Source organism: Paenibacillus sp. S-38, from assembly GCF_049942825.1.
Taxonomy (GTDB): Bacteria; Bacillota; Bacilli; order Paenibacillales; family NBRC-103111; genus Paenibacillus_G.
In genome coordinates, this window is record NZ_CP187970.1 from 7,464,129 (window position 1) to 7,487,715 (window position 23,587).

Genomic DNA, 23,587 nt, shown 5'->3' on the forward strand with positions numbered 1-23,587 from the left:
TCTGCCGTGACGCCGATTCATCGATCGTCCGTCTGGATAAACCACTCCTTTCCGTATCGCTGCGATTGGATTAAGCGCTTACAAATGTGCTGTAACCTAATCATAGCCGCTCGTTGTCCAAAACGAAATGTAATTCCTTTTTATTTTTGTTGATTTTTTTACGAAAGTGTTAAGTGAAGGGGGGGCTACGGTATGTCTGGGATGAAGTGACATGAATGGCCCAAGCAGGTAACAAAAAACGGACCGCCTCATTGGCCATGTCCGGAGTCTCTCACTTTCTATGCACCGTGGCGGTGTCTCCTGGATTGACTCAACCTCCGTCCTGCCTCCGCTTAGTTCATCGCATCCTCTCGCAAGTCGGGCAGCCACCTCAGAAAGGTGTAGTACAGCAACGCGGCCCGACAATATAAACCCTGACAGCCAATCCCCTAAACACCAGCGGTCGCGTTCAGGACTACTGCCCCTTGGAACTCCATTGTTCAATTCAACCTCATGAAAGATTCGTAGTGTTTACTTCAGAAACTCGATTCCTGCCTGCAGCATCTCATTCGCCTTGGCGATCATAGCATTGGAGGATTCAAGCAGAAGCTTCTTATTCGTTAACATTGCTGCTTCCTTGGATACGTCCACGTCACGAATCCGTGACTCGGTAGCCGCCAGGTTGATGCTGTAATTGGACACGTTATTGTTCATGTGCTCAAGCGCATTCTGGTAAACTCCGTAACGGGAGCGGTGGGACGATACCTCAGTCATGGCAGCATCAATCTTTCCGATGGCCTCGTTAGCTTTTGCGGCTGTCTCCACCGACAGATCGGCCAACCCCAGCTTGCGGGTCCTGGCATCGAATAGCTCCAAAGTAAACTCATCCCCCGTGTTCGCTCCGGTCTGAAAATGCAGCGTAGGCATCGTATCTCCTTCCGAACCCGAACCCGATAGTCCAATTGCCCTGCCGATGACCGTGCTGAGTTCCAATCCCCATGAAGGGCTTGCAAGGTCTACCGACTTCCCGTTCGTCGCACCGGTAATAGCATCGAATTCGCCGATATCCGGATCCTGTTTGTTGTATACGCCATGTACTTGGATCCCTTTGGACTGCAGATTGGCGAGAGTAGATGCAGCAAGGTAATCGTCATCCGCATCTTCGTTTGTCAGGAAGATAATATGCTTCGCCTGCAGTCCGTCCTCGTTCTCCCGAAAATCATACTGATCCGCGACGATATTCAGCGCATGCATCGCGTCCTCTGTGCCCCCGCGGTTCGTCGCTGCCATTCTAATTAGCTCGCTCGAGACCACGTCTTTGTCACTGGTCCAATTGCCTCCGAAGTTGCTTTTTAGGAAATCCGAATCGGTATACTCTAAGACCCCCATTCGGATATCCGTAACGCCCCGGCCGCTGATGCTGTCGATGAAGCTGCTGATGTTTTGGGCTACGGATGTTTGAATAGAGGCCATACTTCCACTGTTATCCACGACAAACACAATATCCACCTTCCCATTCGGGTTAGGCGGTGTACGGTCCACAGAAGGCCTTAGCACCTTCTGGCTGTTGAACTCCGTGTTATTCGCGATATCGTCGATACTTGCCAGTACCTGATTCACTTCAAGCTGGATGGCCTGCCGGTCCGCACTGCTCAGTGTCCCATTCGCCGCCTGCACCGCCAGCTCTCTGAGGCGCTGCAGATTCGGATTGAGGATTTGAGCAAGCCCATTCTCCGCCGTCTGAATCATGGAGATTCCATCCTGTATATTCCGCTGAGCTTGCTCCAAACCACGGATCTGCCCTCTCATTTTCTCCGAAATACCCAGCCCGCCGACATCGTCTGCCGCCGTATTAATTCGTAATCCCGATGACAGCCTCTGGGCTGCGATCCCTACCGCTTTGCTGTTGAACTGTCCTCTATTGTAGGCTGCCAAGCCGGCAGCATTATGATTGATTCTCAAGTATATCGCCACCTTCTACCATTTTATCGGCTGCAGCCCCCTAATCCTTGATAGACTGAAGAAATCTTTAGAAATTCCTGGACAGTGTGTGAAAGTCCAAAAGAAAAAAGGCTGCCTGCCGCAGGCAACCTTCTTGTTATTTCACCGCCGCTATATACCGCTGCAGACTCTCCCCTACGCATTCCTGAATCAATGCATGGAAGGGCTTCAGGTGCCCGGTCATGCTTGCTTCCTCCAACGTTTCATAGTATTTCAACCGCGCTTCAGCGGCGGCCTTTACAATGGCAGGCGGATACCCGTGCTTCATGAGAATTAAGTTCATCAGCAGGCGAGACGTCCGTCCATTGCCATCGGAGAAGGGATGAAGATACACGAATTTAAAATGGAACTCCGCAGCCAGTTCTACCGGATGCAGACGATCTTTTTGCTCTTGATACCACCGCACCAGCTGCTCCATCCCTTCGGGAACAACGGTAAAGTGAGGGGGCGTATGTTGGGAACCTGATATTCTCACGTTCACCATCCGGTAGCGGCCCGCATTTTCGTCATCTATATTTTTAAGAATCAGATGATGAAGCGATTTAATGACGTATTCCGTTAGCTCCATATCCCGCTGTACCAAATCTTGAACGTAACCTATAGCCTCGGAATGGTTGATGACCTCAAAATGCTCCCGCAGCTTTTTTCCACCGATCGTCAAACCTTCTTCCAAGACGAGTTTGGTTTCCAACAAAGTCAGCGTATTGCCTTCCATTGCACAGGAATGAAAGGTCCATTCGACACGATCGACCTCATTTAAATTGCTAAGAGCCGCGGCGGGTAAAGGACTTCATGCATCGAGCTCATTCTTCAAAATACGGACCTGCTCCAAATTCATTATTCCCCCTCCTTCCTGCCAGACGACGTTCAGGCGTACCTTGGGACTCCGTTACGCTTCGCATAAAGGTCACTTCCCAAAGGTATCTCCTCGCTCTTACACTGAAACGCGCCAAATCAAAAAGAAACCGGAACGAATCCCTTCGCCCCGGCCACGTGCTCTCCCTACACCCGCTTCCACACCTGCTCCGGCGGATGCACAGGCTGTTCGCTGACCTTGCTGCCGTCATCCAACCGAAGCCACGATTGGAAGCCCGGCTCGTTCTCCGCCAGCTGGATCACGCGTGCCCCTCTCGGGAAGCCCTCCCGGCCGTAGGTGTTGTAGCCGGTCGCCCTTCCGTAACAGAGCCGGATGCCGTGCAGCTCTCCCCAGAAGTCGTTGACGTGATCATGCCCGACGAAGACGCCTCGCACGTCTCCCATCCGCAGGAAGGAAGCGAACATCCCCGAATTCACTTTGGGACCGCCTATCCCCTCATAGTTATGACCGTGGCAGGTGTGGTACCTCCACAGCTCATCGTACTCCGGCAGCGGTATGTGAAAGAACGCCAGCGAGGGCACCGGAACCCCGCCGTTCTCCTTCGTATACCGGGTGGAATGCTCTATGTACCAGTTGATCTGTGCGGGACGAATCCAGTCATAGCCGCCTATCGAATGATCGGTATATTCGCCCGAGTCCATGCAGTACAGGAGCGCTGCAGTCTCCGTACCAGCACGGGATTGGACCTCCAGCACGTAGTTGCCATGACCGTCAAGCTCCTCGGGGCCCGCCTGCGTCAGACAGTTCGGACTCTCCTGCTGCACACGGATCATCTCTTCCTTGGTGATACCGTGCTCCGCATCGTGGTTCCCGAACACAGCCGACCAAGGCAGACCGAACTCATCGGCCACCTTCACCGCGTCCCGGTACGATTGGAACGGGTCCAGGCACTTCCCGCTTTCAATCACATCGCCCGTAAACATCACCAGGTCCGGTGCCTCGGCTTCCAGTATACTCTGCATCAACGAATAAGTACGCCGGTCCTCTTCCTCTCCGTTCTTCCAATGCAGGTCGGTCAATTGAACAATCTTGAATGTTCCATCCTCGCGAAACCGTAATGAAGACATATGGGCAGCAGCCTCCAGACTCTCAAAGGGAATACCATAAATATACATTCGATTGGGATAGAATCCTATATGGTATTTTATAGTTCCGGATGCCGCTGCAGTCCTCTACCTCTTGTTGATCCCAAGCAGTTCATCCGCCGAAATAATCTGCTTCCCTCCCAGCAGCCGGTCGATGATCCCCTCCAGCGCCCGCAGTTTATTCTCGAGCTCTTCTTCCGACCACCCGAAGATCCCGCGGTCGAACAAGAACGAGATCCCTACGAGCAGAAACTCCGTCACCTCTGCAGGCTGCTCGAGCTGGAATACGCCTTCCTCCATCCCCTGCCGTACGATCGCTGTCAGGTACGGGGTGAAGGCCGTAATCTTGGCGACCAGCCACTGCTGATGCAGGACGCTGTTGCCGTCGGCGTGCAAGTAGTCCAGAATCGCCTGATCTGTCGGAGGCGCCGGGAATCCTTCCAGCAGCACCTTCCTCAGTTTATCCACGGCCGGAAGCTGCGGATCCTCCACCACCTTCTTCACAAAATCCAGCCGCGAGGCTAAGGAACGCTCATGTGCGGCTGAAGCGATCTCTTCCTTGGAGCGGAAATAGTAATAAAAGGTGCCCTGCGCGACGCCGACCTTTTTGACGATATCGCTGACCGATGTGTTCTCATAGCCCTTCGTATGGAATAACTCCATCGCCGCATCCAAAATCTCATTGCGCCGCTCCTGCGGGTCCTTCGCGATCCGTGGCATGTCCGGCTCCCCCTAATGTTAATGTCTATACAGCTAAATATAATTATTGACTGACTGTCAGTCAATAAAATATAATCCAGTTATTAACTGACTGACTGTCAGTCAATAAACGTGCAAAGGATGGTGTAGAATGAAGTCCCGTCTCATTCTGTATGTGCTTGGCTTCAGTGCAGCGGTCGTCTCGCTCGCCCAGAACCTGTATGTCCCTCTTCTCCCCCAGCTGCAGCAGGACCTGCACACGTCGATGTACCTCGTCAATCTGTCCGTGTCGTTCTTTACCATCGCCCTCGCCGTGATGCAGGTGGTCTTCGGCCCCGTGATTGACGCTAAAGGGCGAAGGGCCGTCCTGCTGCCCTGCATGGCGCTCTATGCCCTCGCTTCCCTCGGCTGCAGCTTGTCCGGCTCGATCTCCATGCTCCTCTTGTGCCGCGTCCTGCAGGGCATCGGCGCCGCCGCCGTGCCTCTGGTAGCCGCCACCATGATCGGCGACTTGTTCCAGGACAAGGAGCGCGCCCGATCCATGGCCACCTACCAGATGATCCTCGGCCTCGCCCCTGCGGTTGGGCCGCTCATCGGTGGGGTGATCGGCAGTGCGGCCGGGTATGCCGGGGCCTTCGGCTTTTTGACCGTCATGGCTGCTCTCATGCTGGCGGCTGCCCTGGTGATTCTCCCCGAAACCAAGCCGGCCCAAGCCGGCGGTGGAACCCGCTTCAGTCCCCGCTCGTTTCTCCGGATCTTCGGTTCCCGGACCGGTGGGGCCGTCCTTTTGCTGGGTTTTATCCTGTACTACATGTTCTACTGCTTCATCGTGTTTCTGCCTGACCTGCTCACCCACCGCTATGAACTGGATGCCAAACAAATCGGGTCGGTGTTCCTGATGCTCATGACCTTCAGCTTCATCGGCAGCAAGATCAGCGGAGGCATCCAAGCGAAGCTTGGCTCCGTCAAAAGCATCCTGCTCACCTTCTCCCTCGCTCTGCTCAGCCTCCTGCTGTTCATGCTGGCAGCCGAGTATTCACTCGTGGGGCTGCTTGTCTCCCTCGCCATTGTCGGCTTCACGGCGGGTCTCACCATGTCCGTCCCTCCCACGCTGCTCGCCGGAGAATTCGTACAGGAGCGGGCGACCGCCATCGGGGTGTACAACTTCGTGCGCTACCTAGGGATGGCCGCAGCACCGATGATCGGCAGCCTTCTCTATCCGCGGGGCGGGAGCCTGCTGCTGTTCGGTGCGGCCGCCTTGATGATGGGGCTCGGCATCCTGTACGCCAAGCGCCAGCTCTATGCTCCGGTGGCCGGCAATCCGGCGGCCGTGGCGGAGCGCAGCTAGGCAGTAGATGGAGGCAAACAACACCCCGACAAAGTGGAGACTAATGGTAATTACATGGCAAAATAAATCCAACTCTGGCATATGGGAGAGGAGAGTATGTTCAATCCCAAGGTCTTCTTCTATTAGCCGCGCCGCTGTCCATGGCCACAGGCCATAATCTGACCCGGCGCAGCGGGGATGAAGATGTTCGATCAAGAAGTACCTTCCAAGAAGCACAAGGACCCAAGGCGGGAGAAGCTCAGGGAGGTACGCAAGGGAATCAAAAGTGTCCATTATTCCAAAGAGTGCAAGGGTGCAAGAGAACTGCTGCAGCGCAGATACAAAGCCCAAATGAAACAGCTCATGTGCAAAGAGAAATACGAATTGCTGCACGATTACCAGCGGACTAGGGCCTGTATGCAAACCTATGCAAGCCACACCATAATCGAGGCTAGGATCAAAAGGACCCTAAACGTACAGGCTAATTTATCATAGCCTGTGGCTAATCGGCGCTTTATTGAAAAAGCATTTGATCAGATGCCTTTTTTGCGGAGCCAGAGGATTGTGGTAAAGAGGTTATATTTTTCAATGTGCGTACAGGCGTATTAGTAGAAGATCTTACGAGGATGATGAGGGTAAAGTTCGATTAGACAAGACCGCCCGCTTCAATCGTGACTAGGTGGGGGTAAAAGAAAGACCTTGAGGATTGCCGCCCCAAGGTCAATGAAAGTCTTATGAGTCTGTGCTGACTAGACTCTCCTACCTATATCTCTATCAGCTTGTATTTGCAGTTCTATAGCTTTAGTCCCCATGTATTTCCGTGCAGTCTCTAGAATCGATCTATCATTTCCAAGTACCTCCAAAACCGTAACTGAAAAAAGATTCATTAAATGAGCATCTTTGTCATTAGATACTTCATCAAAGTATTTGAAAATACTTTCTAATAAGTTGATATTTTTTTCCTCTTTTAACAGTTTAATTATTTCAGGCATGAAGATGTTCTCAACTATAATGGTTTCTAGCACCTCACCGTAAGTTGCTATTGATTCTTTATAAGCAGCTTCAGTTGACGGAAAAAAATGCAACATTTTTTTAAAGAATTCTTCCGTTTTTTTATTCATAACCACCAGCTCCTTGCGGTCGGGTTCAAACACAGGAAAAGGAGATGCCCGATGCATCTCCTCTTCGCATTTCGTCTTCACTCCACATCCCAGAGGAATCCATGGGCCGTTCAGACGCCCTGTCCATTGTTCTCTTAGCTGCGCCCCTCCCTACCGATCCTTCAGCGGAATACCATACAGCCGGATCGCTGTCTCCAGCGAATGACGAAGCCGTCGAACCTCTTCCAAGGCCGGCTCCAGGCTCTCTTCGACGCCATCGACGAAGAGGTCCATATGCCACTTCAGCGTCGTGCCCAGCTGTCTCCCGAGGGGAGTCTCCGGTGGAAGAGCGAAGGGCCTGAGCTGGACCTTCGTCCCGCTCCGCGCACAGTCCCTCACCCACCAGGCCAGAAACTCCACGGATTGCAGACTTTCCGGCGAATAGTCGAAGGCGATCTCAAACTGGATCAGCACCTCCTGCTCCAGCCCGCCTCCCGTGCGCAGCAGAGCGGCATGGGGAAGATGGGCGCACGCGCTGTACCCCAGCATCTCCGTATCGATCGGCTCGAGGTTCTCGACTCCGCTTTCGATTCCCGTTATGCCTTTCAGCCCCAGGAGGACATTATGAAATTCTTCAATATCAGTAGGATAATGACTCATGTTCTGCTCCTTATTATACGGTATCCGCGGTTAGCCGATCGTCGATACGATATTGCCGTCCTGGTCTTTAATATGGGTGGGAACGATGTGCAGGGTCATCCCTTTGAAGGAAGACAGCGCAATCACGCCTTCCTTCGGCTGCAGCTTCCCGGACAGTTCGGCGGCGCTCGCTTCGTCGAGCTTGATCCGAATCTCGTCCTCCTCTTCCTCGAAGCCCGGCTTCTCCCCCGGTTCCCAAACGACCTGAATGTCCGGCCCGGACATATACAGCGATTTTCCTTTCAAAATGCGGCCAGCCAGCATCTTGCCGACGATCCCTGCCTGCTTGGCGCCCAGCCTGACCACAGCCGGAGTTCTGCCGAGCAGACGCTTCTTGGCCGGCTCCCAGCCCAACTGATCCACATATAAGAAGCCGGTGCTGGACCCGTCTCTTTCCATTCCTCTTTGCACCGCCTCGGCGATCGCCAGCCTTTGCAGGAAGGAGTCCCGCTCCAAGTCCGTGATGTAGAGCGGCATGTGTTCCTCACAAGTCTCCAGCACGCCGAGTGTATTCCACGTCTGCATCGCTTCGAGTTCGTCGCCCGTGATGCCGACCATCTGCAGGAACTGTACCTGTCCGTTCGGCGTGTCCATAACCGGAAGCTCGGGATCCTCGACGAAAGCCAGCGCCGTCAGCTTCGTATCCGACCCAAGGCAGATCGGACCGTTCGCGTCCAGGTAATCACCCGACCGGAAGATATTCCCGCTGCGGAACACATATCTGCCCATATTCTGCAGCAGATTCAGCGCCCAGCCCGGAGGCTCCTCCTCTGTTTCCTCGCGCTTAAGCCGCATGGTCAATTCAAATCCGTAGCCGCTGTGCTCGGCATCGTCCGATTCCTTTTCGTATAACTCCGAAAATCCGTATGTCACGATATGCCAATGAGGCAGAGGCTGCTCCGCCTTGTAGGCGCTGATGCCGTCGAGCGGATCGGGACCTCCCAGACTATATGGAATCATCGTTCCGTAATGCTTCTCTTCCTGATCTCCGTAGAGCTTGGACATCGCCTGGTCAATGGCGTCCCAGCCGTGAGATTTTGCTTCTTCACTCATCGTTGTTCCTCCCCATAGATGCAATATCCCTATTATATCAAAAGCGAATCTATTCTTCCTTTTATTGGACTTTCATTTTATAAGGAAAGAGCCATCACCCGGGTGGATGATGGCAACTCATTATTTTCCGCTAAACCACCCCCGACTAATCTTTAAGCACCTGCTCCCGCTCCGAATAAAAACAAAAATACCCTCTCAGTGAAGAGAGGGCAATCCCACATTAACTTCTCAGCCGCTATTTCCGTTCTAAACTAATAGTGAAGAGCACTCCACATATGTCGAGTGCTTAATATTGACGTAAATACAGGGGGCTAACAACGGATTTCCAAAATTATAGTGGAGATTCGCAACGGGCGGCAAGCCATTTATGAAATTCGGTGGCAACAATGCGCTGACCGGTAATTCCCTCCGCCTCTTTCGAGGCAAGGTAAACAATCGGTTCCGCCATGATCCGCGGGTTCAGCAGGGATGCATTCGATTCGTTTTTTTCCCTGAACTCATCGGGAATCATTCCGGTCACGGTCGCTCCGCCCGGGAGCAGCATATTTACGGTCACTCCATGATCTTTGAGGTCTTCGGCCATAATGTATGAGAGAGACTCGGTAGCGGCCCGGGACGGGCCGTACGGAACGAATCCTTTTCGTTTCATCGTTTCGTGGTTCATCGAAATATTTATAATCCTTCCTTTGCCCCGACCTACCATCATGGGGGCGAAGCCTCTCGCCACAAGAAAGTATCCGGTTAAGTTGGTATCTATCAATTCGCGGAATCCTTCCGGCGTAACCTGGTAAAAGGGCTGAGGATCAGTCAAAAATTCAGGGTTCACCGTCCTCATCCCGATTCCGGCATTGTTGACCAATACATCGAGCCGGCCCCATACCCTGTCTACCCATTCAACGGCCTGATTCACGGATTCCTCGGAACGGACATCCATCGGCAGGGCGTGTGCGTCGAAGCCTCGCTTCTGAAAACCGGCTGCCGCTTGTTCGAGCAGCGCCCCTTTTCGGGAGGCTAACGCAACGGAAGCTCCGGCCTCCAGCAAAGCCTCCGACATGGCATAGCCCAGTCCGCTTGAGGCTCCGCTAACCAAGGCATACACTCCGCTTAATGTTTTTTGAGTCATCTTATTCTTCCGCCTTTCCAGCGATCTATCATATTCACCGCAGCTGTACTATCATTCTCGCCCCGATGCCGTCTGTTCATTCGGAAAACCAAGAAACCCACTAAACAAGGGGCGTAGCCTATTTAGGCTCGCCCCTCCATTCCATCCATTATACGCACTCCACCTGTGTCGAGTGTTCAGTGAGATTTATTTATCTATTTTCATAACGTACTACGCCGTAGTTCATAAAAATACTGCACAGCTGGATGCTTTACCTTCATCTTCTCGGCCATGTTTACTATTCGCTTTTTTCCAACTCGTCTGTCCACTAAAGCTAGAATATTCAATAAGATATCATTACTCTCTAAGCTTTCCTCTATAGAAATAGACAAAAACTTATTGGCTGCAACGATAAAATTTGATTTGCTTAATGAGGCCTGTGCTGACATAAGCTCCTTTGCACACTCTGATATTTTTCTACTTCTTGCAATTACGATTAGACGATCCTCCGGAACGACTCCCTTGGTATCTTTTCTGACCTCTTCAATTTCTTCATGGTTGATAGGAATTTGGATATCCGGATCATTCTTAATTTCCTGCTCCGTCTGATACCATCTGATTGAGTTAGTTATATCACTCATATTGAGTACGTTCTTTTTATCTACGGCAATATAACAAATTCCAGATTTATCAGGCAAATAACGGTAACCAGTTGCCCGGTATTCTACTCTTCCATATAACGCAGGACAGAGGAAACCCTCCAGATTTTGCTTCAATTTGCTCCAGGACATATATTCTCCTATGTTCTCAAAGCCTGCTGCCCGTATTTGCGGCTGTCAGGCTTTCTTTTCAGTTACAAGTTACAAACCCCATTAAAATAAGGGGCGCAGCCTACTTAGGCCGGCCCCTCCATTCCATCAGCAATACACACTCCACCTGTGCCGTAAAAAGGAAACATCATCCCCGTTTGGGCATCATGCTCTCCCTATTACTTCCCCTCATACGCCTTCTTCGCTGCATCCAGCATCGCCTGCCAGCTGTCGAACCCCGTCTCCCGGTTCACATGCCGGTCGAACAGCTCCCCATGCAGGTTGTTAATCTCCTCATGCGTCTGCGCCTGGAAGTTGCCTTTCTCGAGGAACTCCGCGAAGCTCTTGAAGCTGGAGTGCTTGCTCATGAACGATTCGTTGAACAGTTTATCCAGGGAAACGTGATTCGGGTCTTCCTCTACGGTCTTCTGTCCTTGCAGTTCCTTCAGCAGATCGTCGAACGACATTGGCTTTTGCTTTCTCAAATGACCACCTCATTCATTTATTTTGCTGTCCGGGTTCTTGGTGCCCTTGCTCTTGTACGGCTTCGGTCTGCTCTTGAGCCGGTTGGCGCCTGCCTGCCAGCGGTTCCAGCCCTTCTTGTCGGTGCCCCGGCCTGTGCCGCCCTTGCCTTTTGCTTTACTCAGGTTCATCACTCCATAGTATATGCTGGGTAGGTTACTTCTAAGAGTCCTGGGCCGGCCAACCTGCCGATTGACGCAGCCCTCCCGCTCCTTGCCCTTGACCCCTGCCAAGATGCTGCAGCGTAACGCTTGCTCCTGACTTACTGCTGCTTCGTCGTCACCAGGCCGGCCCACTCGCCTTGGAGCCAGGCGTCGAATTCCTCGCCCTTCTCGCCCTCGTAGGTGTCGTAGACATCGGTGCGGGTCTTCTGCAGCTTCTCCTTGAACTCCTCATACGTATGGCCTTCCGGCAGGCTCTTCTTCAGGCGCAGGAACACTTTGTTCGCGCCCTTCACAAGCTCGCCCTTCTTGCGCGGCGGCAGCTTGACGTCTTCGCCGAACGCTCTCAGCTTGCGGAACGCCGCTTCCTGTACCGGGAACACGGCATCGCCCCGCAGGACATGCTTCAGCACGTTAATCGTCTGGTCGGTGTTGTACTTGCCCAGCTCCTCCACTGCGGCGAGGCGCTCTCTCCAGTTCGACGTGCGGTTGGCGGCTTTCTTCAGTTCATCATAATTCTCGGGCAGTTCGTACTGCACTTCCTGGTTACTCAATGGATTCAGTCTCCTTTGGGTTGGTTGGTATGGTTAACGATTCATCTGGTTAAGCAGCTGCTCGATCGCCGGGACGGTAAAACAGGCCAGGTTCGCCGGAAGCGCATCGAGAGGGAACCAGCGGATGTCGCCGATGGCGCCGCCCTCCTCCATGTTGCGCAGCTCGCCGCCTAGGATCTCAGCTTCGTAGAGGGCCGACACCCAGTGCTCGTCCCGCTCGGGCCGGATCGTCTCGGCCATGCAGAGCAGGCCTCTCACCTGGATATCGAGATTCACTTCTTCCTTGATCTCCCGGACGACACAGTCCTCCAGCCGTTCATAGGTGTCGAGCTTGCCGCCGGGAATGCTCCAGGTATCCTTCTCCGGCTCTCGATTGCGCAGCACGAGGAGAATCTCCTGGTTCTCATTGACGATGGCGGCGCCTACACCCATTCGGGGAGTAACCGACGCGGCAGCCTCAACTGCAGGAGCAGGAGTCTTCGCCATTAAGCCTCCCCCGCTTCCCCACGGACCAATACCGCGACGCTCTCCACGTGCACCGTGTGCGGGAACATGTCCACCGGCTGCACCTGCACGGTGCGGAAGCCGCCGTCCTCGAGCACGCGCAGGTCGCGGGCCAGCGTCGACGGGTTACAGGAGACGTACACCACGCGCTCGGGGCGCATGGCGAGGATCGTCTCCAGCAGCGCGGGATCGCAGCCCTTGCGCGGCGGGTCGACGACGATAACGTCCGGGGCGATGCCCTTCGCGCGCCACGCCGGGATGACGACCTCGGCCGGGCCGGCCTCGAAGCTCGTGTTGCGGATGCCGTTCAGCCGTGCGTTCGCCTGCGCGTCCTCGATGGCCTCCGGCACGATCTCGACGCCGTAGACCCGGTCGGCCTTCTGCGCAAGGAAGAGCGAGATCGTCCCGATGCCGCAGTAGGCATCAATGACGGTCTCCCGGCCGGTGAGCGCCGCGTATTCGAGCGCCTTGCCGTAGAGCACCTCGGTCTGTACCGGGTTCACCTGGTAGAAGGACCGGGCCGAGATGGCGAAGCGGATGTCGCCGATCGTATCGTAGATGACGTCGCTGCCCCAGAGGGTGCGCGTCTCGTCACCGAAGATCACGTTGGTCTCGCGGGTGTTGATGTTCTGCACGATGCTGGTCACACCCGGCACATCGCGGCGGATCAGGCCGGTGAGCTCGTCCGCATGCGGCAGGTCGCGGCCGCTCGTGACGAGCACGACCATGATCTCGCCGGTGTTGAACCCGTAGCGGGCAATGACGTGGCGCAGCAGGCCGCGGCCGGTCTCTTCGCTGTACGGGCGGATGCCGAGCTCGCGGGCGATCTTCTTCACCGCACCGACGACGGCGTCGTTGTTCTCATGCTGGATGAGACAGGCCTCCATGTCGATGATCCGGTGGCTGCCCTGGGCGTAGAAGCCGCCGACGAGGCCGCCCTCTTCGGTCTCCGCGAGGCCGATCGGCACCTGCGCCTTGTTGCGGTAGCGCCAAGGGTCGCTCATGCCGAGCGTCGGGTGCACAATGATGCCTTCCTCGCGCTCGCCTACCACCTGCAGCTTGCCGATGCGCGTCAGGTTGTCGATGACAAGCTGGCGCTTCCAGCGCATCTGGGCCTCGTAGCTCAGGTGCTGGAGCTGGCAGCCGCCGCACTGCTTGTAGATCGGGCACGGGGCGTCGATGCGGTCCGGGCTCGCTTCCAGGACCTCGAGCAGCTTGGCGTAGCCGTACTGCTTTTTGACCTTGACGACCTTGACCCGCACCTTCTCCCCCGGCAGCGCCCCAGGCACAAAAAGGGTATAGCCATTGACACGGCCTACCCCTTCCCCCTCGTGGCCGATACCGACGATATCGGCAGTATAGTCTTCATTCTTGGCGACCGGCAGCCCGCTGAGGTCTTCCGTCCCGGCGGCGCGTCCCGGCCGTCTATGGTTTGATTTTGTATCGGTTGTTTTCGTTCTCGTTGTCGTCTTCTTCGATCTCGTCATCTTCGTCCACTCCGGGTTTCGTTTTCCAAGGCAGCTTCATCAGGTTGATCGCTGGGGTCTTATACGTAGACTGCCCGGTTTCATCCACAAAAATATGCAGGTGCTGCGGCAGGTTGGTGAATACGCACGGCAGCGTGCCGCCGAACTCGCCGTCCAGGTTGACCTGCACGTAGTCCGGGGACGTGACCTGGATCTGCTTCGTCTGCAGGTAGATGATGTTCGGGTCCGCGAGATGCTCGCCGCGCAGCGCCAGGGTCACGACGCGGATGAATTCCGCGAGATTGCACTTGCGCAGCACGAGCACGTCGAACAGGCCGTCGCTCAGCGACGCATCCGGCGCGAGGCGCTCGAACCCGCCGACGGAGTTGGAGTTCGAGATGAGGAACAGCATAACCTCCTCGTGGAGCTCCACCTCCGCGGTCTTGATGTACAGCTCGATGGGCCGCAGGCGCGGCAGCTTCTCGAGCCCTTTCATATAATAGGCCAGCTGGCCGATCATCGTCTTGAGCTTGCTCGGCACCTCATACGTAAGTTCGGTCATCGACCCGCCGCCCGCGATGTTGATGAAGTACCGCTGGTTCACCTTGCCTACGTCGATCACCCGCGCGTGCTGCCTCAGGATCACGTCCACGGCGGCGTCCCAGTTCCGGGGGATGTTCAGGGCCCGGGCAAAATCATTCGTCGTCCCCAGCGGAATAATCCCGAGGGGCGGACGGTAATCTTTCTCGGCCATCCCGTTGATGACCTCATACAATGTGCCGTCCCCGCCGGCCGCAATGATGATATCGAAGCCGCGCTCGATTGCTTCGGCCGCCGCCAGGGTGGCGTCCCCTTCGCCGATGGTCGCATGCGTGCTCGTCTCGAGGCCCCCGCGCTCGAGGCGCTGCAGCACGTCCGGCAGCCGCTTGCGCATCTCCTCCCGCCCCGAGGAGGGATTGTAGATCAGCCTTGCCCGTTTTGCCATTCTATCTCTCACCCGTTCATTTCGAAGTTGATATAGGTTACAGCCCGTCGCTCAATCCAGCGGGAGATGCCCGGATGAGGCAGCATCGCCGCCCCGTTGTACCGGTACTCCCAGCCGCTGAGCCGCTCAGGAATCACTTCTCGTGTAAAATAACCCTCGCTCAGGAACACCGGCGCCACGATCACGCGGCAGTCCGGCCGCTGCTTCTGCCACAGGCGCATCTTGAACGGCACCTGGTCCGGCAGCAGCATCGCATAGTCCGCTTCGGCATAGCCGCCGAGCGCCTTCAGCCGTGATGCCAGTCCTTCGAGCACGCGCCGCCACTGGAGGTGGAAGCCCTTCTCAATGCTTCCATGGCCCACGAGCAGCAGAATCTCCCGCGATGCATCCTCAGACAGCGGGCTTACCTTGCTCTGCAGAATCTCGGCCACTTCCTCGTCGTCGTCCATCGGATCGGCGAAGTGCACCCGCGCCCGGATCGCGAAGCGTTCCATGTCGGTCGGCAGCAGCGGCGCATCCTTCACGCCGAGGGCATATGAAATCTCGTCAATGTGCGTGCTGCCCGAAGAGACGAACAGGGGCACAACGACGAGGTCCGTGCAGCCGAGGCTCTCCAGATGGGTGATCCCGTCCTGGATGAGCCTCCCTTCCACGATCTCGAGGAAGGAAGAATAGATCGGCACCCCGGCCGGCAGCCGCACCGCATCGACCGCTTCGTCGACGAGGCGCACCCAATCCGCGCTCCGGGAGCCGTGACTTATCACTAATATACCGTATTTTACCACGCCGTATCCCTCCTGACACCCTCCGGGCAGCCTAATCTTGCAGCCCGTCCCGCACCGCCGCCCAAGACAACGCCAAAAATCCCGCTCGGCCGGGGAGACGGGACGGTGGTGCGGTGCGTCCGCACGCCTTGGAACGCCGTGCAGGGCGCCCCTCTCCCGCACCTCTGCAGAGAAATAGAGCGCCCCGCCTTCCGTTCATGTACCTGCCTTTGCTGATCAGCAGTCTTTACCGCCCGAGCCGCTCCAGCGTCATTTTGTACCCGTCATTGCCGTAGTTGAGGCACCGCTTCACGCGCGAGATCGTCGCCGTCGAGGCGCCCGTCTCCGCTTCAATCTGGTTGTATGTATTGCCCTTGCGGAGCATACGGGCCACCTCGAGCCGCTGGGAGAGCGATTGGATCTCGTTCACCGTGCACAGGTCGTCAAAAAATACATAGCATTCTTCTATATCCTTCAGCGTAAGGATCGCCTCGAACAGCTGATCAATCGCCTTGTCGTTCAACTTCTTCAGTTGCATGGTTCCTTCAACCCCTTGATGGTCTGCTAGTAAGCCGCGTTCTGCCGCCCGGACGGACGCAGAGGCCGCTGTATTCCCACATTAATGTGAACATCGTTCTGAACAAAATTCTGAACAAATTTTCTTCCAATCTTGAACATATTCGACAACCGGGACGAGATTCCTTCCTTTAGGTTGGCAAAACGTTGCAATTTTCCTGCGGTGACGGACTAAACCGTCCGATGGGCAAAAATCCCTGTCACCCGTGACAGGAGTCCATACCGTTCATTCGCCTATCACATACAGTATACAAGGAAACCGACTGCAGAGGAAAGTACGAAGCCCCTCAATATGCGACAAGACTATGAAAAAAAGGGTTGTGAAACCATGAATTATCGGAGACAAACGATCGGCAACGGCGGAGCGCGGGATGCAAGGCATGCGGGACGCTCCTATTATGACGGCCGGTACCCCGGCCTGCAGCGGGCCCAAACCCGCAGCTTCCTGCAGGGCGCGGCGCCCGGCGGCGACTTCACCGGCGGAGGCGTCCCCTTCGGCGGCGGAGCCGACTATCCCGGCCTCGGCGGGCAGCTGCCGGCATCACAGGCGCTCGTACCGCAGAGCGGCGGAGGCGGAGGCCTTGCCGGGCTGTTCGGCGGCGGGGGCGGAGGCCAAGGCACAGGCGGCGGCGGGCTGGCCGGCCTGCTCGGCGGCGGCGGCGGTGGAGGCACCGGCTCCTTCAACATCGGCCAGGTCAAGGACATCGTCGACCGGCTGGGCGGCATCGAAGGGATCGTCAGCACCTTCGGCAAGATGCAGACCGTAGTGAAGAGCGTGTCGCAGATGGCCCCGATGATCAAGCTGCTGCTCGGCTCCTTCGGCAAGGGCAAGAAAAGCGACGCGGAGGATTCCGACGATGGGGACGGACTCGCTTCCACGCGCCGCAAGCGCCGTAAGCGCAAGGGAGCCGTCCGCGGACGCCGGCGGCGCAAAAGCACGAAGCGCTAGGAGCGAAGTTTAAGGAGAGCCGTTACCGGTGTAACGCCGGTACGGCTGTTCACCGTGGGGGTTCTTCCCGGCTGCCCACTTGTCAGTGCCTGCATCCAGTACAGCCGGCGTGGATAAGCACGGCACTTCGGCAGTCCCCCATGCTTGCATGCGGCCCTTCCCGGGCCTGGGGCCGCCGGAAGATCCCCGTCCCCTGCTTATAGGAAAGGCTTCCTCCCTGCAGCTCCCCTGCCCGGCACGGGCCTTCTCTTCTCTTTACAGCATACCGGTATATACTTCCTATTGTTCCACAGGCTGGTTGAACCTAAACCCGGCCTCTGTTTTGCCATAGAGATCCCATTCTGCTAAACTAAAGTAAGTTTGGCACCTCATATTACATACTAACCAAATTACCGAACTAACCCTAATGACCAAAGAAAAGGATGTGGAGGATTCAATGCTGTTTACCCCGTTTACCATCAAAGGACTTACCCTGAAGAACCGGATCGTGATGTCCCCGATGTGCATGTATTCGTGCATGGATGAATCCGGCCTCGTCCAGGATTGGCATAAAATTCACTACCCGGCCCGCGCGGTAGGCCAGGTCGGCCTGCTTATCGTGGAGGCCTCTGCGGTTACCCCGCAGGGCCGCATCTCGGTGCATGACCTCGGCATCTGGAGCGACGCGCATGTGGAAGGCCACCGCGAGCTCGTCCGCCTCGTTCACGGCCAGGGCGCGAAGATCGGCATCCAGATCGCGCATGCCGGCCGCAAGAGCGAAGTACCGGGCGCGATCGTCGCCCCGTCGGCGATCCCGTTCAACGAGACTTCGCGTACGCCCGAAGCGCTAAGCGCCCAAGGTGTCGCCGAGTCGATCGACGCTTTCGTACAGGCCGCACGCCGGGCCAAGGAAGCCGGCTATGACGTCATCGAGATCCACGGGGCCCACGGCTACCTCATCAACGAGTTCCTGTCGCCGCTGAGCAACCGCCGTGAAGACGGGTACGGCGGGGACCGCGACAAGCGCTACCGCTTCCTCCGTGAGATTATCGACGGCGTGAAGACCGTCTGGGACGGCCCGCTGTTCGTCCGCGTCTCCGCGAACGAGTACCATCCGGAAGGCAATACCCCGGATGACTATGCTTACTACGCCCGCCTCATGAAGGACCAGGGCGTCGACCTTGTCGACTGCTCCTCCGGTGCCATTGTGCCGGCGGCGATCAAGCCGTACCCGGGCTACCAGGTGCCGCTTGCGGAGAAGCTCCGCCGTGAAGCCGGGATCGCCACAGGGGCGGTGGGCCTGATCACCGAAGCGCAGCAGGCCGAAGAGATTCTGCAGAACGAGCGCGCCGACCTGGTGTTCCTCGGCCGTGAGCTGCTCCGTGATCCGTTCTGGCCGCGTACGGCTGCCAAGGCGCTCGGCGTACAGATCGAAGGGCCGAAGCAGTACGGCCGGGGCTGGTAAGCGTCCGCACGACAGCAGCTGTCCGCAGGCAAGGGGGGACCTTGCACTCCCCCGACCGGAAGCTGCAGCACGCAGTAGTTGAAAAAGCCGGAGCTCCTCCGCATCCGACCTCTCTCTCGAGAGTCGGGGCGGGAAGCTCCGGCTTTTTTGCTTAGGTAAGTATGCCGCCGTCCCCCCGACTTCTTCTTAGTCTGAAGTGCAGCGGATGCGATGCAGGTTTGCGTATGTATAAAGCCCCTGTTTCCTCAGGATCATACAGCGCTTCCAAATTTATCAATCGGCCTCGCCTTCGGAAGCAGAATGGTGAACTCCGTGCCGGCGCCCTTCTTGCTGTGGATATCAATCCGGCCGTTCATCGCCTTGATAATGCTGAACGCGACCATCGTGCCAAGGCCGGTCCCCTTCTCTTTGGTCGTGTAGAAGGCTTTGCCGATCCGGCTCACTTCCTCCGGCGTCATCCCCGTACCGTTGTCGACAATCCGCACTTCAACCTTGTTCTGCAGGGCGTGGATCGCAATCCGCAGCTTCCCTCCCTCGGGCATCGCCTCAATGGAGTTTTTGACCAGATTGATCAGGCACTGGCGGAACTTCTGCCGTTCGCCGAGCACCCAGTTATGCTCCGGGCAGTCCGTCTCGATCTCGACTTCGCCGAACAGCGCATACGGCTGCAGCACCCCGGTGACATAGCGGATCTCGTCTTCGACCTCCAGCTCCTCCAGCCGGTCCGCATCGGGCTTGGCGTACGCCAGATAGTCGCCGATGATCTCCTGCGCCCGGTCGAGCTCTTCGAGCGCGAGCTTCATGAACCGGCTCTCTTTCTCGGACCTCGATGAGCCGAGCAGCAGCTGCAGGAAGCCCCGCGCCACCGTTAACGGGTTGCGCACTTCGTGGGAGACGCTGGCGGCCAGGTCGCTGATCACCCGCAGCTTCTCGGCCTGCCGGATCTCCCGGCGGATCGCATGGGCTTCAAGGACTTTTTCGATGAAGAAGATGACGATCCACGTGCCCAGGGCCTGGATTCCCGTCACGGTCAGGAACTGTTCGATCAGCTCCCGGGTTAGGGGGATGTCCTCGAACATCAGCGGCTTGCCGAGCAGCAGGATCGGTACCGGAGCGACCGACAGGGCCACTACCAGGATCATCCGCATGGCAGGAGCGCGCGTCGTGAATTGGCTGCGTGCCAGCATCAGCAGCGTGAAGAGCAGGGCCAGTACGAACAGCTGGCCGAAGAAGTCGTCGCCCATCCACCAGCGGTAGACCACCATAACCCCCACGAGCACGGCCGAGTTGCGCAGGCTTCCGTACAGAGCCGCAATCGCCAGCACCGTAAACCGGAAATCGAAGTAATACCCGTCCGACATCATCACGGGAAAATTCATGCAGAGCAGCATGGCCCCTGCCCCCAGCATCAGCATGACGGGGCTGTCAGGGTTGAAGCGCCGCTTCCCCTCCCAGAAGACCTGGAACAGGAAGGTAGGGAAGATCAAAAACAGAATGTTGCTAAACAAGCTTGTCAGCATATCTATCCCTCTTCTTTAAATGAGCCTCTTCCGAAAGCCGCCCGACCCCCTCCGGTCTATCCGCTGACTTCCGGCGCCCCTAGATGTCTTATCCATCTATGTAAATCCCAGTGAACCCCTGTCCACAAGGATATCTTACCAAAACTTAGTATAACAAAAAAGGCCCGGAAGCGGCACCCCTGCGGGTTGCCTCCGAGCCTGACAAAAGTGCAAAAAATTTTCGTTAAGCGTTCGTCTTCGCCTTAATCGCTTCGAGCGGCTTGTGATTGCCGTACTTCGGATACTCCCGAGTGGACGGAGCGGCCCACTTCGCAGCATTGGAGAGCACGCGGCGCACCTGCTCGTTGTAGAAGGTCGGATACGTCTCATGGCCCGGACGGAAGTAGAAGATCTTCCCCTGGCCGCGGGTGAACGTACAGCCGCTGCGGAACACTTCGCCGCCTTCGAACCACGATACCATGATGAGTTCATCCGGCGCAGGGATGTCGAAGTGCTCGCCGTACATTTCTTCTTCCTCGAACTCGATGTACTCGCCGATGCCTTCGACGATCGGGTGGCCCGGGTTCACGACCCAAATGCGTTCTTTCTCATCGGCTTCGCGCCACTTGAGATCGCAGGAGGTGCCCATGAGCGTCTTGAAAATCTTGGAGAAGTGGCCGGAGTGCAGCACGATCAGGCCCATGCCGTGCAGGACGCGGTCCTGTACGCGCTTCACGACTTCGTCGCTCACTTCGTGGTGTGCGATATGGCCCCACCAGAAGAGGACGTCGGTGTTATCGAGTACTTCCTGCGTCAGGCCGTGTTCCGGCTCGTCGAGCGTGGCGTAGGTCACTTCGACTTCGTCTCCCAGGCCTTCGCCGATCGCGGTATGAATGCCGTTCGGGTAGACGGCGGCGACTTTCTCATTCTTTTTCTCATGACGGAATTCGTTCCAGATCGTTACACGCAGTTTGGATTGTGCCATATCGGGTCCCTCCAAGGTTTGGGTATTGTGGTAAGAGTGTGCTTGTGCTTGCTGTGATTGGATACCTCTGAGTATATTGATTCTTTACCCAAAAAGATATGCTCAATCCTGCCGGGCTCTTATGCAAAAATGCCATGCTCCCTCTTTCGTGCTATACTGGGGGATATCGCGCCATGCCGGCGGGCAGGGCAGCTTTGAATACGGATACATATTTGGGAACCTGCAAAAGCCGTTGGAGCGAGGTGTACGAAGCTGTTGACGAACGCTGCACTGGAATCGCCGCTGGAGGCGATCCATGAGAATGTAGTCTATCAAAATCCGCTGCTGCGGCTGAAGATCTGGGAGCTGTACTGGGACGTGCCCGCGTACGGGATTCCGGACCGGTGGCTCTGGCATTACCATAAGGAAGTGGAATTTCTCGTCGTGCTCGAAGGGCAGCTCGGGGTGCAGACGAAGGACGATTCGCGTATCCTCGGCCCCGGCGATGTCATGCTGCTCGGCGCTTCGCAGCCCCACCGGACCTACAAGAGCGACCCTGCGGCGATCCGTCAGGTCGTGTTCCAGGTGGATCTGGCCCAGCACTTCGACCAGAGCACGATGCCGTATCTGTCGACGTTCTCGGAGCTGACGAGGCCGCTCGGGGAGCTGAACTATATCTTCCGCGAAAATGGGGACGCCCGGCAGGAAGCGTTCCGCCTCGTGATGGACATCTACGAGGAATCGCAGCAGAAGCAGCGCGGCTACGAGATGGCGATCTCCTCGTCGATCAAGCGGCTGCTGCTCCTGCTGCTGCGCAGCGACTATCGCGGTGTGCTCGGCCGCACGGACGATACCGAGCTGCTGCGGCTGCGCCCCGCCCTCGACTACGTCGACCGCCACCTCGGCGAGAAGATCGCGGTCGAGGATGTGTGCGGGCTGCTCAACCTCAGCTACCACTATTTCATCAAGTACTTCAAGAAGGCGATGGGCCTCTCCTTCGTCGACTATGTGAACTACAAGCGGGTCAAGACCGCCGAGCGCCTGCTGCTCACCCGCGACCTCAGCATCATGGAGGTCGGCTTCGAGGTTGGCATCCCGAACATGGCCCAGTTCTACAAGCTCTTCAAGCGCCACAACCAGTGCTCGCCGAAGGAGTTCCGACAGCGCATGCGCAGCCAGGCGGGGCCTGGCGGGGACGCGCTGTAGCGGGGCGCGAAGCGAGGCGCGGACGCGAAGCGCGGGCGCGAGACGCGAAGCGCGGACGCGAGACGCGAAGCGCGGGCGCGAGACGCGAAGCGCGGGCGCGAGACGCGGGCGCGAGGCGCAAAGCGCGGGCGCAAAGCGCGGGCGCGAGGCGCAAAGCGCGGGCGCGAGGCGCAAAGCGCGGGCGCGAGGCGCAAAGCGCGGGCGCGAGGCGCAAAGCGCGGGCGCGAGGCGCGTTGGCGCGAAGCGCAGCCATTTTGGAAATAGCGGAACTACGATGCGCTATCCCCCCTTTTTTGAGGCCATTTTTCAAAATAGCGGAACTCAGGTATCTTATTCAGCCAAATTCGGGGGTATTCAATCGATTTGTCCACAAATAAGGAATCTGAGTTCCGCTATCTCCATTTTACTCCATATTTCTCCCATAATAACGAATCTCAGTTCCGTTATTTATCAAGTGTGCCTACAGTCTCGCCCCTCCCCCTCCAGCCTTCTGTCTTCTCGTACTCCCTATTCGCTTCTTCCACCAGCCAACCTGCCCTGATTACTCTCGACCTCCAGCTAACGATCCTTTTAATGCAGCCTATCCGCTCCTTCCACCAGCTACCTGATCCTGATTATTCCACCTTCAGCCATCCGTCCTCTCATGCAGCAGCCTACTCGTTCCTTCCAACGGCCAATCTGATCCTTTTTCTCCCACCTGCAGCCATCCGTTCTTCCGACGTACTCTGCCTCTCTCCTTCCACAGCTAACAGGCCTGTACTCTCACTCTCCGGCCATCAGTCTTGTTGATGTAGCCTACCCGCTCCTTCCACCAGCTAATTTAACCTGATTATTCTCACCTCCAGCCATCCGTCCTCTCATACAGCCTACTAGATCCCTCCTACGGCCAATCTACCCCTTTTTACTCTCACCTCTAGTCATCCGTTCTTCCGACGTAATCAGCCTCTCTCCCACCACCAGCTAATTTAACCTGATTACTCTCGACCTCTAGCTAACCAACCTTTGACGCCCCCTGCCTCTCCTACCACCAGCTACCTGATTCTGATTACTCTCACCTTCAGCCATCCGTCTTCTCGCGCACCCTACTCGATCCTTCCGCCAGCCAATCTAATCTTTTTTACTCTCACATCCGGCCATCCGTTCTTCCGACATACTCTGTCTCTCTCCCACCACCAGCTAATTTACATGATTACTCTCACTCTCTGGCCATGCTGATGCAGCCTACTCGCTCCTCTCACCAGCTAACCTGGCCTGATTACTCT

At 56.6% G+C, this 23,587-nt stretch carries 23 protein-coding genes; 4 read left to right on the forward strand and 19 right to left on the reverse strand.

The window, feature by feature from the left end:
- Window positions 1-510: 510 nt before the first annotated feature.
- The 4 genes from ACP26L_RS32470 to ACP26L_RS32485 all read right to left on the reverse strand — a co-directional run bounded on the left by ACP26L_RS32470 (window position 511) and on the right by ACP26L_RS32485 (window position 4,662).
- Window positions 511-1,941: a flagellin gene (locus ACP26L_RS32470; protein ID WP_426449735.1), complete on the reverse strand. Its 1,431-nt coding sequence runs from the start codon at window positions 1,939-1,941 to the stop codon at window positions 511-513.
- A 136-nt stretch (window positions 1,942-2,077) separates the two neighbouring features.
- Window positions 2,078-2,695: a Fic family protein gene (locus ACP26L_RS32475; protein WP_426449736.1), complete on the reverse strand. Its 618-nt coding sequence runs from the start codon at window positions 2,693-2,695 to the stop codon at window positions 2,078-2,080.
- Window positions 2,696-2,982: 287 nt separating this feature from the next.
- On the reverse strand, window positions 2,983-3,924 hold the full coding sequence (locus tag ACP26L_RS32480) for a metallophosphoesterase family protein (protein WP_426449737.1): 942 nt from the start codon (window positions 3,922-3,924) through the stop codon (window positions 2,983-2,985).
- Between the two features lie 105 nt (window positions 3,925-4,029).
- A complete protein-coding gene (locus ACP26L_RS32485; RefSeq protein ID WP_426449738.1) occupies window positions 4,030-4,662 on the reverse strand; it encodes a TetR/AcrR family transcriptional regulator in 633 nt (210 codons plus the stop codon).
- Between the two features lie 130 nt (window positions 4,663-4,792).
- Between ACP26L_RS32485 and ACP26L_RS32490 the strand changes: the two genes are divergently transcribed.
- Window positions 4,793-5,989 carry an MFS transporter gene (locus ACP26L_RS32490; protein WP_426449739.1) on the forward strand — a complete coding sequence of 399 codons (1,197 nt, stop codon included), beginning with the start codon at window positions 4,793-4,795 and terminating at the stop codon, window positions 5,987-5,989.
- A 728-nt stretch (window positions 5,990-6,717) separates the two neighbouring features.
- On the opposite strand, the gene ACP26L_RS32495 is transcribed toward ACP26L_RS32490, so the two are convergent.
- The 13 genes from ACP26L_RS32495 to ACP26L_RS32555 form a co-directional block, all read right to left on the reverse strand.
- Window positions 6,718-7,089: a DUF7674 family protein gene (locus tag ACP26L_RS32495; RefSeq protein ID WP_426449740.1), complete on the reverse strand. Its 372-nt coding sequence runs from the start codon at window positions 7,087-7,089 to the stop codon at window positions 6,718-6,720.
- Window positions 7,090-7,239: 150 nt separating this feature from the next.
- Window positions 7,240-7,728: a hypothetical protein gene (locus tag ACP26L_RS32500; RefSeq protein WP_426449741.1), complete on the reverse strand. Its 489-nt coding sequence runs from the start codon at window positions 7,726-7,728 to the stop codon at window positions 7,240-7,242.
- A gap of 30 nt (window positions 7,729-7,758) precedes the next feature.
- Window positions 7,759-8,820 carry a suppressor of fused domain protein gene (locus ACP26L_RS32505; protein ID WP_426449742.1) on the reverse strand — a complete coding sequence of 354 codons (1,062 nt, stop codon included), beginning with the start codon at window positions 8,818-8,820 and terminating at the stop codon, window positions 7,759-7,761.
- Between the two features lie 331 nt (window positions 8,821-9,151).
- Complete coding sequence (locus tag ACP26L_RS32510; protein WP_426449743.1) at window positions 9,152-9,943, reverse strand: SDR family NAD(P)-dependent oxidoreductase; 792 nt, start codon at window positions 9,941-9,943, stop codon at window positions 9,152-9,154.
- A 200-nt stretch (window positions 9,944-10,143) separates the two neighbouring features.
- Entirely contained in the window at window positions 10,144-10,713 is a 570-nt protein-coding gene (locus ACP26L_RS32515; protein ID WP_426449744.1) for an SF0329 family protein, read from the reverse strand.
- A gap of 197 nt (window positions 10,714-10,910) precedes the next feature.
- On the reverse strand, window positions 10,911-11,198 hold the full coding sequence (locus ACP26L_RS32520) for a hypothetical protein (RefSeq protein WP_426455188.1): 288 nt from the start codon (window positions 11,196-11,198) through the stop codon (window positions 10,911-10,913).
- Window positions 11,199-11,225: 27 nt separating this feature from the next.
- Window positions 11,226-11,378, reverse strand: coding sequence for a DUF3934 family protein (locus tag ACP26L_RS32525; RefSeq protein ID WP_426455190.1), 153 nt, complete (start codon window positions 11,376-11,378; stop codon window positions 11,226-11,228).
- A gap of 137 nt (window positions 11,379-11,515) precedes the next feature.
- Window positions 11,516-11,968: a HEAT repeat domain-containing protein gene (locus ACP26L_RS32530; RefSeq protein WP_426449745.1), complete on the reverse strand. Its 453-nt coding sequence runs from the start codon at window positions 11,966-11,968 to the stop codon at window positions 11,516-11,518.
- Between the two features lie 33 nt (window positions 11,969-12,001).
- Window positions 12,002-12,454 (reverse strand): NUDIX domain-containing protein, encoded by a 453-nt coding sequence (locus ACP26L_RS32535; protein ID WP_426449746.1) that lies wholly within the window; start codon window positions 12,452-12,454, stop codon window positions 12,002-12,004.
- Window positions 12,454-13,959: a 23S rRNA (uracil(1939)-C(5))-methyltransferase RlmD gene (gene rlmD, locus ACP26L_RS32540; protein WP_426449747.1), complete on the reverse strand. Its 1,506-nt coding sequence runs from the start codon at window positions 13,957-13,959 to the stop codon at window positions 12,454-12,456. Before rlmD ends, ACP26L_RS32535 begins: the two co-directional genes overlap by 1 nt.
- Entirely contained in the window at window positions 13,898-14,923 is a 1,026-nt protein-coding gene (locus ACP26L_RS32545) for a diacylglycerol kinase (RefSeq protein ID WP_426449748.1), read from the reverse strand. The genes rlmD and ACP26L_RS32545 overlap by 62 nt, the downstream gene beginning before the upstream one ends.
- An 8-nt stretch (window positions 14,924-14,931) precedes the next feature.
- On the reverse strand, window positions 14,932-15,708 hold the full coding sequence (locus ACP26L_RS32550) for a sirohydrochlorin chelatase (RefSeq protein ID WP_426449749.1): 777 nt from the start codon (window positions 15,706-15,708) through the stop codon (window positions 14,932-14,934).
- Window positions 15,709-15,934: 226 nt separating this feature from the next.
- A complete protein-coding gene (locus tag ACP26L_RS32555; protein ID WP_010494821.1) occupies window positions 15,935-16,225 on the reverse strand; it encodes a YerC/YecD family TrpR-related protein in 291 nt (96 codons plus the stop codon).
- 366 nt (window positions 16,226-16,591) lie between these two features.
- Between ACP26L_RS32555 and ACP26L_RS32560 the strand changes: the two genes are divergently transcribed.
- On the forward strand, window positions 16,592-17,212 hold the full coding sequence (locus ACP26L_RS32560; protein WP_426449750.1) for a hypothetical protein: 621 nt from the start codon (window positions 16,592-16,594) through the stop codon (window positions 17,210-17,212).
- Between the two features lie 406 nt (window positions 17,213-17,618).
- The gene (namA, locus tag ACP26L_RS32565; RefSeq protein WP_426449751.1) at window positions 17,619-18,656 is read left to right on the forward strand and encodes an NADPH dehydrogenase NamA; all 1,038 of its coding nucleotides are present in this window, start codon (window positions 17,619-17,621) and stop codon (window positions 18,654-18,656) included.
- 251 nt (window positions 18,657-18,907) lie between these two features.
- Here namA and ACP26L_RS32570 read toward each other — a convergent pair whose 3' ends face one another.
- Both ACP26L_RS32570 and ACP26L_RS32575 read right to left on the reverse strand, forming a co-directional pair.
- On the reverse strand, window positions 18,908-20,164 hold the full coding sequence (locus ACP26L_RS32570) for an ATP-binding protein (RefSeq protein WP_426449752.1): 1,257 nt from the start codon (window positions 20,162-20,164) through the stop codon (window positions 18,908-18,910).
- 235 nt (window positions 20,165-20,399) lie between these two features.
- Window positions 20,400-21,140, reverse strand: a complete 741-nt coding sequence (locus ACP26L_RS32575; protein ID WP_426449753.1) for a ThuA domain-containing protein — start codon at window positions 21,138-21,140, stop codon at window positions 20,400-20,402.
- Between the two features lie 255 nt (window positions 21,141-21,395).
- Between ACP26L_RS32575 and ACP26L_RS32580 the strand changes: the two genes are divergently transcribed.
- Complete coding sequence (locus ACP26L_RS32580) at window positions 21,396-22,325, forward strand: helix-turn-helix domain-containing protein (protein WP_426449754.1); 930 nt, start codon at window positions 21,396-21,398, stop codon at window positions 22,323-22,325.
- Window positions 22,326-23,587 lie beyond the last annotated feature (1,262 nt).

Excerpts from the sequence above, each read along its gene's own strand:
- ACP26L_RS32475 (WP_426449736.1), bottom strand. The coding sequence starts at position 2,695 with ATGGAAGGCAATACGCTGACTTTGTTGGAAACCAAACTCGTCTTGGAA.
- ACP26L_RS32480 (WP_426449737.1), bottom strand. The coding sequence starts at position 3,924 with ATGTCTTCATTACGGTTTCGCGAGGATGGAACATTCAAGATTGTTCAA.
- ACP26L_RS32485 (WP_426449738.1), bottom strand. The coding sequence starts at position 4,662 with ATGCCACGGATCGCGAAGGACCCGCAGGAGCGGCGCAATGAGATTTTG.
- ACP26L_RS32490 (WP_426449739.1), top strand. The coding sequence starts at position 4,793 with ATGAAGTCCCGTCTCATTCTGTATGTGCTTGGCTTCAGTGCAGCGGTC.
- ACP26L_RS32495 (WP_426449740.1), bottom strand. The coding sequence starts at position 7,089 with ATGAATAAAAAAACGGAAGAATTCTTTAAAAAAATGTTGCATTTTTTT.
- ACP26L_RS32500 (WP_426449741.1), bottom strand. The coding sequence starts at position 7,728 with ATGAGTCATTATCCTACTGATATTGAAGAATTTCATAATGTCCTCCTG.
- ACP26L_RS32505 (WP_426449742.1), bottom strand. The coding sequence starts at position 8,820 with ATGAGTGAAGAAGCAAAATCTCACGGCTGGGACGCCATTGACCAGGCG.
- ACP26L_RS32510 (WP_426449743.1), bottom strand. The coding sequence starts at position 9,943 with ATGACTCAAAAAACATTAAGCGGAGTGTATGCCTTGGTTAGCGGAGCC.
- ACP26L_RS32515 (WP_426449744.1), bottom strand. The coding sequence starts at position 10,713 with ATGTCCTGGAGCAAATTGAAGCAAAATCTGGAGGGTTTCCTCTGTCCT.
- ACP26L_RS32520 (WP_426455188.1), bottom strand. The coding sequence starts at position 11,198 with ATGTCGTTCGACGATCTGCTGAAGGAACTGCAAGGACAGAAGACCGTA.
- ACP26L_RS32535 (WP_426449746.1), bottom strand. The coding sequence starts at position 12,454 with ATGGCGAAGACTCCTGCTCCTGCAGTTGAGGCTGCCGCGTCGGTTACT.
- rlmD (WP_426449747.1), bottom strand. The coding sequence starts at position 13,959 with ATGACGAGATCGAAGAAGACGACAACGAGAACGAAAACAACCGATACA.
- ACP26L_RS32545 (WP_426449748.1), bottom strand. The coding sequence starts at position 14,923 with ATGGCAAAACGGGCAAGGCTGATCTACAATCCCTCCTCGGGGCGGGAG.
- ACP26L_RS32555 (WP_010494821.1), bottom strand. The coding sequence starts at position 16,225 with ATGCAACTGAAGAAGTTGAACGACAAGGCGATTGATCAGCTGTTCGAG.
- ACP26L_RS32560 (WP_426449750.1), top strand. The coding sequence starts at position 16,592 with ATGAATTATCGGAGACAAACGATCGGCAACGGCGGAGCGCGGGATGCA.
- namA (WP_426449751.1), top strand. The coding sequence starts at position 17,619 with ATGACCAAAGAAAAGGATGTGGAGGATTCAATGCTGTTTACCCCGTTT.
- ACP26L_RS32575 (WP_426449753.1), bottom strand. The coding sequence starts at position 21,140 with ATGGCACAATCCAAACTGCGTGTAACGATCTGGAACGAATTCCGTCAT.